A 12011-nucleotide genomic window follows, 5' to 3' on the forward strand; every position below is an offset into this window, starting at 1 on the left:
CAGCAGCCCCGCAACCTGGCCGTAACCCATCAACCCGCCCTGCCGCCTCAAGCGGCGGGCTCCTGTCCCTGATTATCCTGTCTCACTACAGGGGTGCAGTTCACTGTCAACTGGCGAAGATGTCCCGGGTTACGCTTCGCTTCACCCGGGCTACGACCTACTCCGCCGCGGCGTTCTGGCCGGGACCGCCAACGAAGCCTGCCGGGTCGCCGAAACGCTCGATCATGACCGCCGTCAGATCCTTCGCCTTGCTGGTCACACATGCGCCGGAACGGACGGTGTAACGATCCTGATGCGCAACATGCGGCGGTGCCTCGCCCTGCTGCAGAGCGCGGGCGGCGTCCATCACCAGCTTGCGGAAATGCATGATGCCGAGATCGGTCGGCCCGAGATGCTCGCGGGTGCGGTCGGCAATCGGGCCCTGGCTGTCCTGCACCGCGGCATCCTGCTCTGAGACGCCCTTGATGCCGGTGTAGCTCTTGGTCTTCTGCAGTTTGCGATCGATCAGGTAGTCGTTCGACTTGTTGCGCAGCGGCACATAGTTCTCGTCGATCTCGGCGATCACGCCGTTGCCGCGGTCATAGGCGTCGCGCTCCGCTTGCGTGATCGGACGCTGCGGATTCCAGGCATAGGTGTAGATCCAGCACTTGGTGTCGCTGACCGGCACGAAGCTCTGGCCGAAGATGTTCTCGCCCGGCATCGCGCTCGGCGCGTAAGCGTGAACCGGCATCAGGAACTGGGCGATGCGCCAGTAGATGTTGTCAGTGCCGGTGAGGCGTCCGCCTGCGATCGTCAGCCCGGCGTCATGCGGGTTGATCTTGATCACCGGCCGCGGGTCTTCGGCGATCCAGCGCATGTGCTCGGTCGCCACGCGCAGCAGCGGATTGACGAAATGCTTCTTGATGTCGAGGATCTCGTTCTCGTCCTTCTCGAACGACAGATGCGCGAAGGTGAAATGCGCGGTATCGATCGAGCCTTCCAGCGCCTGCACCCAATTGCAGTCCTGCCACTTCTTGCTGACGTAGCGGTGCGACGGCGGCAGCAGCGCCATCTCCAGCGCCGGTAATTCCGGCACTGAATCAGCCGGGCCCATATAGGCCCAGATCATCTCGCCCCATTCGCGCACCGGATAGGACTTGATGCGGATGTGATCCTTGGCGTTGAGATCGGGATAGGAAGTCGGCATGTCGACGCAGCGGCCGTCGGTGTCGAACTTCCAGCCGTGATAGACGCAGCGGATGCCGCATTCCTCATTGCGGCCGAGCCAGAGATTGGCGCCGCGATGCGGGCAATATTCGATGACGCCAACGACGCCGCGACTATCGCGGAAAGCGAGCAGCTCCTCGCCGAGGACGGTGATCTTCTTCGGCTCGCTGTCAGGCTCTGGCAGCTCCTCCGACAACAGCACCGGCAGCCAAAAGCGGCGCAACAGCTCGCCCATTCCCGTGCCCGGCCCGCTTTCCGTCAAGAACTTGTTGTCTTCCGCGCGAAGCATAGGGCGTCCTCCCGTTCTTGTTTTGGTTGTGGGGAAGCTTGGCGCAAGCGCAAGCGCGGGTCAACGCGCGCTGCATCAACGTGTCACACATATAGATTGTGAGGTTTATAACACACAATTTCCGGTGAAGATGATAGCGATGGTCGCACTGCCATGCCCCGTTCAGGAAAGGATGCTCAGATGGCGACGTCGGAAGCCGAAGTCCAAACCGCTGTTCGTGGCGGATGCGCTCTCTTCAGGCGAATGATCGCAAACCTGGAAATCAGGATCCGCGACGAGCGGCGCAGGCTCGCCGTCCTCGAAGCCAGCTTGAGGAAGGCGGAGTCTCAACCAGGGCCCGAACCGACCCTCATCGAGCAGCTCAAGCAGTCGATCGCAACATTGCAGAGCCAGATCGATGAGGATGAGATGAGCCTTGCCGACATCCGCATCGACTTCGAGATGTTCTGCGCGTGATAGGTAGCGGAACGCCGTCCTGCGTTCACCGTCACACCGGCCGCTCGCCCTTCACTGTGACGCGCGTGCCGGCGCGGGTGTGGGGCCAGTAGTCCCACATCGCGCGGTGCTGGGTGCAGCGATTGTCCCAGAAGGCGATCGCGTTCTCGGTCCAGCGGAAGCGGCACTGGAACAGCGGATTTTCCGCGTGCTGATAGAGATAGGCGAGGATCGCATCGCTCTCGTCGCGGGGAATGTCTACGATGTGGCGGGTGAAGCCGCGATTGACATAGAGCGCCTTCCTTCCCGTCACCGGATGCGTGCGCACCACCGGATGCTCGGCATGGGGATAGCTCGGCCTGTCGGCGACGCCATAATTGGCGTAGAGGCCGCGATAGATCGGCTCGCCGTCATGCAGCGCGGTGAGCCCATCGAGATAGGCCTTCATCCGCTCCGACAGCGCCTCATAGGCCGCATACATATTGGCGAACAGCGTGTCGCCGCCGTGCGGCGGGCACTGCCTGATGTAGAGGATCGAGCCCATCGGCGGCTCGAGATCGCAGGACACGTCCGAATGCCAGCCTTCGCCATTGGCGCGCGGTGAATCCTTGTCGGCGTAGATCTTCATCAGCGCGGGATCCTCGCCCTCATGCGGCGCGGCGGGATGGATGTGCAATTCGCCGAACTTCCGGCCGAAAGCGAGATGGTCCTTTGGCGTGATGCGCTGGTCGCGGAAGAAGATCACGAGGTTCTCGGCAAGCGCGCGATGGATCTCGTCCATCTGGCGATTGGAGCGCGCATCGTCGGAGACGAGCTGCGCGATATCGACACCGGAAATCTCCGCGCCGATGATCGGCGTCAGCTTTTCGACGCCGATGGTCTCATAAGGCTCGCTTTCGTCGGCGAGATGCTTGTAGCGGGGACCTTGCTTGCCGGACAGCGAGCTCATGGGTGTTGCTCCCAATCGTTATTGTTGGGAGCATCGTAGCCCGGATGGAGCGAAGCGCAATCCGGGATCAGTCCGTTAGGGTAGGAGCAGTCCCGGGGTTTCGCTTCGCTCCACCCGGGCTACGATGTTACTCCGCCGCGGTGACGGTGCTCGCTGGCACGCTGCTGCCCTGGCCGTAGCGCTGGTCGATGTAGTCGATCACCAGCGCCTTGAAGTCGGCAGCGATCGCTGGGCCGCGCAGGGTGCGGAACTTCTTGCCGTCGACGAACACCGGCGCGGCCGGCGCTTCGCCGGTGCCCGGCAGCGAGATGCCGATATTGGCGTGCTTGGATTCGCCGGGGCCGTTGACGATGCAGCCCATGACAGCGACGTTGAGCTGCTCGACGCCGGGATACTTCGTCTTCCAGGCCGGCATCTCGTCGCGGATGAAATCCTGGATCGAGCGCGCCAGTTCCTGGAACGTGGTCGAGGTCGTGCGGCCGCAACCCGGGCAGGCCGCGACCAGCGGCACGAAGGTGCGGAAACCCATGGTCTGCAAGAGTTCCTGCGCGACCTGGACCTCCAGCGTGCGGTCGCCGCCGGGCTCAGGCGTCAATGAGATGCGGATGGTGTCGCCGATGCCGTCCTGCAAGAGGATGCCGAGGGCGGCGGAGGAGGCGACGATGCCCTTCGATCCCATGCCGGCCTCGGTGAGGCCGAGATGAATCGCATAGTCCGAGCGACGCGCCAGATCCTGATAGACCGCGATCAGATCCTGCACGGCCGAGACCTTGGCCGACAGGATGATGCGGTCCTTCGGCATGCCGAGCTCTTGCGCGCGGGCCGCCGACAGCAACGCCGACTGCACCATGGCTTCGCGCGTCACCGCGCGGGCATCGCGCGGGTTCGGCGAGGCCGTGTTCTCGTCCATCAGCTTGGTCAGGAGTTCCTGATCGAGCGAACCCCAGTTCGCGCCGATACGGACCGGCTTGTTGTTCTTGTTGGCGATCTCGATGATGTCGGCGAACTGCGAATCGCGCTTGTTCTTGAAGCCGACATTGCCGGGATTGATGCGGTACTTGTCGAGCGCCTCGGCGCAGGCCGGATATTCGGCGAGCAGCTTGTGGCCGATATAGTGGAAGTCACCGATCAGGGGCGTGTCGATGCCGCGCTTGCGTAAGGCATCGCGGATATGCGGAACGGCGGCGGCTGCTTCCTCGCGGTCGACCGTGATGCGCACCATCTCCGAGCCGGCTCGGGAAAGGGCCGCGACCTGCGCCACCGTACCGTCGACATCGGCGGTGTCGGTGTTGGTCATCGACTGCACGACGATCGGGGCGCCCCCGCCGACGGCGACATGGCCGACCATGACCTGGGTTGTCTGATGCCGGGCCTTGGGACCGGCGACATCGCTCAATAGTTCGGGCTTGTTCATGGCATCTCGAATATCAGGTTTTGGTGACATTCACCAAGGGGGCACGAAGGCGGGCTGGCGCTTTATTGGATCACATATTTTCTAACGGAGATTCAAGGAGTTGCGCCTGAAGCGGAGATCGGAGCAAGACGGGCGGTTGTCCGGACGCTGACCGGTATATCGGGGGAGGATTCGGGGGATTAAAGGGCCCGCGAACACGCGAGGACGGCTTTTCATCCCCCGCTGCGCGCCATAGCTTAAAGTAAACACAACCTGCGGGAGGTGCAGATGGCAACGAGGGATGGGCTTATCACCACGGCGGAACTTGCCGATATCCTGCATCAGCCGGATCTTCGCCTGTTCGACTGTACGACCTATCTGGAGCCTGCGCCCGAAGGCAGCGGCGTGCCCTATATTGCGGTGCCAGGGAAAGCGACCTTTGAGGCCGGCCATGTCGCGGGCGCCGATTTTCTCGATCTGCAGGGCGAATTCTCCGATCCGAACACGGAACTGCGGTTCATGATGCCCCACGTCGGGCAGCTCGAAGCCGCATTCGGCCACCACGGGATCGGTCCCGACAGCCGGGTGGTGCTGTATTCGATCGGCACCCCGATGTGGGCGACGCGCTTCTGGTGGATGCTGAAATCGCTGGGCTTCGACGGAGCCTCCGTGCTCGACGGCGGCCTGGACAAGTGGAAGGCGGAAGGCCGCCCGCTCGAGACTGGCCCCGCCAAGGGCTATCCGCCGGCGACGTTTGCAGCCAAACCGCGAACGGGTTTCTTCGTCAGCAAGAACGACGTGCTCGCCACGCGCGGCGACCAGGGCACCGTCACCGTCAATGCGCTGGGTCCGCAATTCCACGCAGGCCTTGAGCCCAGCCGCTACGGCCGGCCAGGCCGTATTCCCGGGAGCGTCAATGTGCCGGCGGCGACGTTGCTCGATCCGGCAACGAAAACGTTCGTTGCGCCGGCGGAGGCCGCAGCAAGATTCGCGAGCCAAGGCATCAGCAACAAGCGCGTGATCGCCTATTGCGGCGGCGGCATTTCCGCCACGGTCGATTTGTTCCAACTCCATCGGCTCGGCTACGACAACCTCACCCTCTATGATGCGTCGATGGGCGAATGGGCCAAGGACGAGACGCTGCCGATCGAGAGGGGATAGGCGCGAAGCGCAAGTTCTCTCCGCGTCATTGCGAGCGAAGCGAAGCAATCCATGGCGCCGCCTGCGGAAGCATGAATTGCTTCGCTGTGCTCGCAATGACGCGGAAAGTCTACCACAACACGCACCTGTCATTCCGGGGCGATGCGAAGCATCGAGCCCGGAATCCATTTATCCACTCGCGCGTGCGGCCCGATGGATTCCGGGCTCGCGACTTCGTCGCGCCCCGGAATGACAGTGATGGTTCACGCCGGCACGTTGGGATCCGGCGTCACTTTCGGATCGGGCTTGTTGACGAGATAGAGGCCGACGATCACCAAGAGCGCCGCGACGCCGAAAACGGGCGTCAGCGTGTCGTGCATGATGATGTAGGCAGCGACGACGCCGAACAGCGGCGTGATGAAGGTGAAGGCCGACAGTTTGCTGGCGGAATACATCTTCACCATCGCAAACCAGATCACAAAGGTGCAGCCGACCACCCAGATCGCCTGGTACGTCATCAAGGCAAGCGACAGCGGGCTCGGAAAATGGGTGACGGTTTCGCCCGCAAGCCACGAGGCGATACCCAGGATCGGAATCGACAGGGCGACCTGGTAGCCGAGCGCCTTTTCCGGCGCGGCCTTGCGCAGCGCCGTTCCCTTGGCGACCAGCGTCGTGGCCGCCCATAGTGCGCCGCCGCCGACCACCATCAGGTCGCCAAGCAATATTTTGGCGTCGACATCAGGCTGCGGCACGCCGATCGCGAGCGCGACGCCGGCAAAACTCAAGGCGAGCCCGCTCCACTGCAAAGCGGAGAGCCGCTCGCCGAGGAACTGATAGGAGCCGAGCGCGACGAAGAACGGTGCCGTATAAAGGAAGACCGACGCGCGCGAGGCTGAAGTGAACATCAGGCCGCTGAAGATCAGCACGAACTCGATGCCGAACATCAAGCCCGCGGCCAGGCCGGCCAGAAGCGTGCCGTCGCGCTCGAAGAACTTGACGCCGCGCAGCCAGCCCACGATCAGCATCACCGGCAACGCGCCGGCGGAGCGGATCATCGCCTGCAGCATCCGCGGAATGTCTGATATCACGAGCTTGATCGCGATCTGGTTGAATCCCCAGCTCACGCACAGCATCAGCATGATCGCGACCGCACCCGGGGTGAGCGCGCGCCCGGTAGCGGCGACGCTGGAGATGGTTTGCGTTGACATGTTGCCTCAGTTTCCGGCTTGGCGCCGTGTTATCTTTGTCAGCCTGATCGCCGGAACAGGGACTTCCGGATTTCGTGCAGAAGAGATCGTCATTGCGAGCGGAGCGAAGCAATCCATTTCACCGCTCGTGGAGGCGTGGATTGCTTCGCTCCGCTCGCAATGACGGGAATTCGATTTTCCTAGATTACTTCTGGCAATGCGCGCAAGTGCCGGCGATCTCGACCACCGACAGCTTCGGCGCAAAGCCCGCCGCGCGCGCCGCGGCCTTCAGGCTCTGTGCCACCGGCGCCGCCGGGATTTCGCCGACCGCGCCGCAGCGATCGCAGATCAGGAACGCCACCATCGAAGTCTCGTCGTGATCATGGGCGCAGGCCAGAAACGCGTTCCGGCTTTCGATGCGGTGGACGAGGCCGTTTTCCATCAGGAAGTCGAGCGCGCGGTAGACGGTGATCGGCGCCGGGCGCGGCATCGACTTGGCGAGCTCGTCGATCACCTCATAGGCGCCGAGCGGCCGGTGGCTGGATAATAGCGCCCCGAGCACCTGACGGCGGATCGGCGTGAACTTCTGCGCCCGCCGCGCGCAGACCTCCTCGGCATGCGCGATCCCCTCCGCAGTGCAGCGGCCGTGATCGTGGTCAGGTGCAGGAAATGTGGTTTTTGCCAACGTCATATGCATCATTTTAGCAGCCTGACGGGCGATCCCAAAGCCCCGGGCCCCGTCGCGTTCCCAGCCATGTTCTGGAAGCGGAGCTGCCTTCCGTTAACCGAGCGTGCGGAAATCATAAGCTAGCTTATTATAGCCAAAGCTTATGGAGGGTAATTATGCCGGGGTCCGTCGACGCGAACTTCATGTTCACGCTCGGTGAATTGTTTCGCCTGATCCGCGTCTACGCGGACAAGGAGGCCGCGCGCTACGGAATCACCCGCGCGCAATGGGCGGTGCTGACCAAGGTCGAGCGCAGCGAGGGAATGAAGCAGACCGAGCTTGCCGAGCTGCTCGAGATGCAACCGATCACGCTGACGCGGCTGATCGACAAGCTCTGCGACAATGGCTGGATCGAGCGCCGCGGCGACGAGAACGACCGTCGCGTCAACCGCCTCTATCTGCGCAAGGCGGCGCGCCCGCTGCTCGCCAAGCTCGCCGGCCTTCGCTCCGAACTCACTGCGACCGCGCTGGAAGGCATCAATCCCGCCGATGCCCACCGCCTGCTCGCCCAACTCGAATCAATCAAGGAAAACGTCCGCAATGCCATCCAAACCCCGGCCGGCGAACCCTCCAGAAAGGAGCAGCGCTATGGCTGATCCCGTCCTGAAACTCGCGCCCGAGCAGAGGGACAATCCGGCCTCGGCTCCAGCGAAGACCGATCAGCCGCGCGGCCTGATGGCGGGCTTGCGGCGCTATCGCCGATTCCTCCTCCTGGTCGTGTTGCCGCTGGTGGTGCTGGTCGGCGGCGTCGTCTTCTATCTTAACGGCGGCCGCTACGTGTCGACCGACGACGCCTATGTCGGCGCGCAGAAGGTGCTGATCACGCCCGACATCTCCGGAAAGATCGAGAAGGTCGTGGTCAAGGAAGGCCAGCAGGTCAAGGAACGCGACGTGCTGTTCGAGATCGACCCGGTGCCGTTCCGCCTTGCGGTGGACCAGGCCAAGGGCGCGCTCGACCAGGCACGCACGACCTACGACAACCTGGTCGCCAATATCAGAATCTATGGCCAGATGCTCGACCTGGCGCAACGCGGGGTCGACCTCAAACAGCGTGACGTCGACCGCAAGCAGTCGCTGGTGAAGAGCAATTTCGGTTCGCAGCTCGACCTCGACAATGCCGCGACGTCGCTGGTGACCGCGAGCGCGCAGGCTGAGTTCATCAAGCAGCAGATCTCCAGTTCCAAGGCGCAACTGCTCGGCAATCCCGATCTGCCGCTGGAGCAATTCCCGCCTTATGCGCAGGCCAAGGCCAAGCTCGATGATGCCCAGCGCAACCTGGACCACACCGTGATGCGCGCGCCGATGGCGGGCACCGCCACCCAGGTCGAGCAGATCCAGCTCGGCCGCTTCATCGCCGCCGGCACGCCGGTGTTCTCCATCATCGACGTGGCCAACCCCTGGGTCGACGCCAACCCGAAGGAATCCGACTTCACCTATGTCGCGGTCGGCCAGCCGGTCGACCTCGAGGTCGACGCCTTCCCGAACCACACGTTCAAGGGCACGGTCGGCTCGCTCTCGCCCGGCACTGGCGCGCAGTTCGCGATCCTGCCGCCGCAGAACGCGACCGGCAATTTCGTGAAGGTCGTGCAGCGCGTGCCAGTCAGGATCTATTTCGACCAGAACGACAGGATGGTGCGCAAGCTGAAGGCGGGCATGAGCGTCTACGCGACCATCGACACCAACCATCGCCGCACGCTGTCCGGCCTGCTCGGCCTGTCCTCGGCCGCAGCGACCCACGAACAGGACTGATCTCAGCAATGTCGACGGCGGCCCCCTCGCCCAGCATGGTGCCCGGCATGCGCCGGAACATGGTGACGGTCTGCGCCATGACGGCGACCGTCATGCAGGCGCTGGACACCACCATCGCCAATGTCGCGCTGCCCTATATGCAGGGCACGCTGTCGGCGTCGCAGGACCAGATCAACTGGGTGCTGACGTCCTACATCGTGGCGGCGGCGATCATGACCGCGCCGGTCGGCTGGATCGCCAACCGGTTCGGGCGCAAGCGCATCTTCATCATCTGCTCCGCGGGCTTCACCGTTGCCTCCGTGCTGTGCGGCCTGGCGCAGGACATCACCCAGATGGTGCTGTTCCGCCTGCTGCAGGGCGTGTTCGGCGCAGCGCTGGTGCCGCTGTCGCAGGCCGTGATGCTCGACTCCTACGCACTGCATGAGCGCGCCAAGGCGATGTCGATCTGGGGCATGGGCGTGATGATGGGCCCGATCATGGGCCCGTCGCTCGGTGCCTGGCTGACCGAGACCTATTCCTGGCACTGGGTGTTCTTCGTCAACCTGCCGTTCGGCGCCATCACCGTGCTCGGCCTCATCGTCTTCATGGACGAGACCAAGCAGAATTTGAACCTGCGCTTCGACTGGTTCGGCTTCGGCGCGCTCGCGCTCGCGATCGGCTCGCTGCAGCTCGCGCTCGACCGCGGCGAGCAGCTCGGCTGGCTCGAATCCAACGAGATCATCGCCGAATTCATCATCTCCGGCATCGGCTTCTATTACTTCTTCGCCCATTCGTTCACGACGAAAAAACCCTTCATCCAATTCGAGCTGTTCAAGGACAAGAATTTCGTCGGCGGCTGCGTGTTCATGACCGTGATGGGGCTCGTGCTCTACTCGACCATGGCGCTGTCCTCGCCTTACTTGCAGAACGTGATCGGCTATCCCATCATCACCGCCGGCGTGCTGTTGGCGAGCCGCGGCTGCGGCACCTTTGTTGCGATGATGCTGGTGGGGCGCATGATGCGGTTCATCGAGGCGCGCACGCTGATCATCTCCGGCCTCGCGCTGACGGCGGCGTCGCTGTTCGTGATGACGGGCTGGACCGACCAGATCAGCGCGACCGAGATCGTGGTCGTGAGCATCGTCCAGGGTTTCGGCTTCGGACTGGTGTTCGTGCCGCTCTCGACCGTTGCGTTCTTGACCCTGCCCAATCACCTGCGCACGGACGGCACCTCGATGCTGACGCTGCTGCGCAACGTCGCGAGTTCGATCGGCATCTCTATCGTGATCGCGCAGCTCACGGAAGGCTCCCGGCGCATCTATGCGACGCTGTCCGAGCACATCAACCCGTTCAACCACGCACTGCAGATGCCCAATGTCAGTGGCATGATCAATTTGAACACCGACACCGGCCGCGCGATGGCGGATAAGATCGTCGCGGTGCAAGCGCAGATCATCGCGTTCGCCCACGACTACCAGCTCGTGATGGTGTTCATCCTGGCCTCGATCCCGCTTGCGATCATGATCGGCTCGACCAAGGCCGCGCTGCGGTCGCAGTCGCAGGCATCATCGGACCATGCGGCGGTGATGGATTAGGCTAACCCAGGTCCCCCGTCATTGCGAGCGGAGCGAAGCAATCCATCTCTCAGCCTGCGGCGGCGTGGATTGCTTCGCTTCGCTCGCAATGACGACGTGGCGGGCCTCGGGGCTTACGCTGGCGCTCCACCCGGGCTGCGGCACTCACGAAGGAGTTATTCCCGGCACAGCGGCCCTGGTTGATGCGTCGACCAATCCTATCTCCTCACCGACATCCCTGGAGGTTGGAACATGGCGGGTTCAGCGCTGGTCGTCGGTGCAAGCGGTATTGTCGGCAATAATCTGGTCCGGCACCTTCGTCGGAAGGGCTGGCAGGTTTACGGAGTGGCACGTCGGCCGCCGGCCAATATCGACGGCGTGCAGCCGGTGGCGGCGGACCTGATGGACCCCGCATCGGTTCGCAAGGCGCTGCAGGGGTTGAGACCGACGGACGTGTTCATCAGCACGTGGTTGCGGCAGAACACCGAGGCCGAGAATATCAGGGTCAACTCCGCAATGGTGCGCAACCTGCTCGACGCGTTGTCGCCTGCAGGCTCGGTCGGGCATGTCGCGCTCGTGACAGGGCTCAAGCACTATCTTGGTCCGTTCGAAAATTACGGCAAAGGCAGCCTGCCCGCCACGCCGTTTCGGGAAGACCAGCCGCGGCTCAATATCGAGAATTTCTACTATGCCCAGGAAGACGAAGTGTTCGCCGCGGCCAAGCGCGACGGCTTTGGCTGGAGCATCCATCGGCCGCACACCATCATCGGCTATGCCGTGGGCAACGCGATGAACATGGGCGTGACGCTCGCGGTCTACGCCACCGTCTGCCGCGAGACCGGCCGTCCGTTCCTGTTTCCCGGCTCCGCGACGCAGTGGAACGGTCTCACCGATATGACGGATGCGCGGCTGCTCGCTCGCCATCTGGAATGGGCGGCGACGACGCCGGCCGCCCGCAATCAGGCGTTCAATGTCGTCAATGGCGACGTGTTTCGCTGGAGCTGGATGTGGCAACGGCTGGCCGACTGGTTCAACCTAAAGCCAGCGCCATTTCCGGGCGAAGGGATTCCGCTGGAGCGGCAATTGGCCGATGCGGGCCCGATCTGGTCCGACATCGCGCAGAAATATCGGCTGGCCGAGCACGATCTCGGCGTGCTCGCTTCGGCCTGGCACACCGACGCCGACCTCGGCCGCCCGATCGAGGTCGTCACCGATATGAGCAAAAGCCGCAAGCTCGGCTTCCTGGAATACCAGGCAACCGACGACAGCTTCTTCGATCTCTTCGCCCGTCCGCGGGATGAACGTATCATTCCGTAGGGTCCGCCGGTCACGCCACCGCGTCGAGCCGGACGTAGCCCGGGTGGAGCGAACGCGTAACCCGGG

At 63.4% G+C, this 12011-nt stretch carries 11 protein-coding genes; 6 read left to right on the forward strand and 5 right to left on the reverse strand.

Going from position 1 to position 12011, the window contains the following annotated elements:
* Positions 1 to 157 precede the first annotated feature (157 nt).
* A complete protein-coding gene (locus AAFX91_RS18885) occupies positions 158 to 1495 on the reverse strand; it encodes a Rieske 2Fe-2S domain-containing protein (RefSeq protein WP_394567399.1) in 1338 nt (445 codons plus the stop codon).
* A 180-nt stretch (positions 1496 to 1675) separates the two neighbouring features.
* Here AAFX91_RS18885 and AAFX91_RS18890 point away from each other — a divergent pair, with 180 nt between their 5' ends.
* Positions 1676 to 1951: a hypothetical protein gene (locus tag AAFX91_RS18890; protein WP_130584027.1), complete on the forward strand. Its 276-nt coding sequence runs from the start codon at positions 1676 to 1678 to the stop codon at positions 1949 to 1951.
* Between the two features lie 31 nt (positions 1952 to 1982).
* Here AAFX91_RS18890 and AAFX91_RS18895 read toward each other — a convergent pair whose 3' ends face one another.
* Positions 1983 to 2879, reverse strand: coding sequence for a TauD/TfdA dioxygenase family protein (locus tag AAFX91_RS18895; protein WP_394567400.1), 897 nt, complete (start codon positions 2877 to 2879; stop codon positions 1983 to 1985).
* Between the two features lie 127 nt (positions 2880 to 3006).
* Complete coding sequence (ispG, locus tag AAFX91_RS18900; protein WP_394567401.1) at positions 3007 to 4293, reverse strand: flavodoxin-dependent (E)-4-hydroxy-3-methylbut-2-enyl-diphosphate synthase; 1287 nt, start codon at positions 4291 to 4293, stop codon at positions 3007 to 3009.
* Positions 4294 to 4560: 267 nt separating this feature from the next.
* Between ispG and AAFX91_RS18905 the strand changes: the two genes are divergently transcribed.
* Entirely contained in the window at positions 4561 to 5433 is an 873-nt protein-coding gene (locus AAFX91_RS18905) for a sulfurtransferase (RefSeq protein WP_394567402.1), read from the forward strand.
* A 242-nt stretch (positions 5434 to 5675) separates the two neighbouring features.
* Here AAFX91_RS18905 and AAFX91_RS18910 read toward each other — a convergent pair whose 3' ends face one another.
* Both AAFX91_RS18910 and AAFX91_RS18915 read right to left on the reverse strand, forming a co-directional pair.
* A complete protein-coding gene (locus AAFX91_RS18910) occupies positions 5676 to 6551 on the reverse strand; it encodes a DMT family transporter (RefSeq protein WP_394567417.1) in 876 nt (291 codons plus the stop codon).
* 253 nt (positions 6552 to 6804) lie between these two features.
* On the reverse strand, positions 6805 to 7290 hold the full coding sequence (locus tag AAFX91_RS18915) for a Fur family transcriptional regulator (protein WP_130580528.1): 486 nt from the start codon (positions 7288 to 7290) through the stop codon (positions 6805 to 6807).
* A 152-nt stretch (positions 7291 to 7442) separates the two neighbouring features.
* Here AAFX91_RS18915 and AAFX91_RS18920 point away from each other — a divergent pair, with 152 nt between their 5' ends.
* The 4 genes from AAFX91_RS18920 (at position 7443) to AAFX91_RS18935 (ending at position 11945) form a co-directional block, all read left to right on the forward strand.
* Positions 7443 to 7922 carry a MarR family winged helix-turn-helix transcriptional regulator gene (locus AAFX91_RS18920; RefSeq protein ID WP_207234525.1) on the forward strand — a complete coding sequence of 160 codons (480 nt, stop codon included), beginning with the start codon at positions 7443 to 7445 and terminating at the stop codon, positions 7920 to 7922.
* The gene (locus AAFX91_RS18925) at positions 7915 to 9075 is read left to right on the forward strand and encodes an HlyD family secretion protein (RefSeq protein WP_394567403.1); all 1161 of its coding nucleotides are present in this window, start codon (positions 7915 to 7917) and stop codon (positions 9073 to 9075) included. The genes AAFX91_RS18920 and AAFX91_RS18925 overlap by 8 nt, the downstream gene beginning before the upstream one ends.
* An 8-nt stretch (positions 9076 to 9083) precedes the next feature.
* Positions 9084 to 10649 carry an MDR family MFS transporter gene (locus AAFX91_RS18930; protein WP_394567404.1) on the forward strand — a complete coding sequence of 522 codons (1566 nt, stop codon included), beginning with the start codon at positions 9084 to 9086 and terminating at the stop codon, positions 10647 to 10649.
* Between the two features lie 231 nt (positions 10650 to 10880).
* Complete coding sequence (locus tag AAFX91_RS18935) at positions 10881 to 11945, forward strand: SDR family oxidoreductase (RefSeq protein ID WP_394567405.1); 1065 nt, start codon at positions 10881 to 10883, stop codon at positions 11943 to 11945.
* Positions 11946 to 12011: the final 66 nt, after the last annotated feature.

This window comes from Bradyrhizobium sp. 31Argb (genome assembly GCF_043638955.1).
GTDB lineage: Bacteria > Pseudomonadota > Alphaproteobacteria > Rhizobiales > Xanthobacteraceae > Bradyrhizobium.

Bases quoted from the DNA above. Each gene is read 5' to 3' on its own strand.
- AAFX91_RS18915 (WP_130580528.1), bottom strand. From the start codon at position 7,290: ATGACGTTGGCAAAAACCACATTTCCTGCACCTGACCACGATCACGGC.
- ispG (WP_394567401.1), bottom strand. From the start codon at position 4,293: ATGAACAAGCCCGAACTATTGAGCGATGTCGCCGGTCCCAAGGCCCGG.
- AAFX91_RS18895 (WP_394567400.1), bottom strand. From the start codon at position 2,879: ATGAGCTCGCTGTCCGGCAAGCAAGGTCCCCGCTACAAGCATCTCGCC.
- AAFX91_RS18935 (WP_394567405.1), top strand. From the start codon at position 10,881: ATGGCGGGTTCAGCGCTGGTCGTCGGTGCAAGCGGTATTGTCGGCAAT.
- AAFX91_RS18930 (WP_394567404.1), top strand. From the start codon at position 9,084: ATGTCGACGGCGGCCCCCTCGCCCAGCATGGTGCCCGGCATGCGCCGG.
- AAFX91_RS18885 (WP_394567399.1), bottom strand. From the start codon at position 1,495: ATGCTTCGCGCGGAAGACAACAAGTTCTTGACGGAAAGCGGGCCGGGC.
- AAFX91_RS18910 (WP_394567417.1), bottom strand. From the start codon at position 6,551: ATGCTGATGCTGTGCGTGAGCTGGGGATTCAACCAGATCGCGATCAAG.
- AAFX91_RS18925 (WP_394567403.1), top strand. From the start codon at position 7,915: ATGGCTGATCCCGTCCTGAAACTCGCGCCCGAGCAGAGGGACAATCCG.
- AAFX91_RS18890 (WP_130584027.1), top strand. From the start codon at position 1,676: ATGGCGACGTCGGAAGCCGAAGTCCAAACCGCTGTTCGTGGCGGATGC.
- AAFX91_RS18905 (WP_394567402.1), top strand. From the start codon at position 4,561: ATGGCAACGAGGGATGGGCTTATCACCACGGCGGAACTTGCCGATATC.
- AAFX91_RS18920 (WP_207234525.1), top strand. From the start codon at position 7,443: ATGCCGGGGTCCGTCGACGCGAACTTCATGTTCACGCTCGGTGAATTG.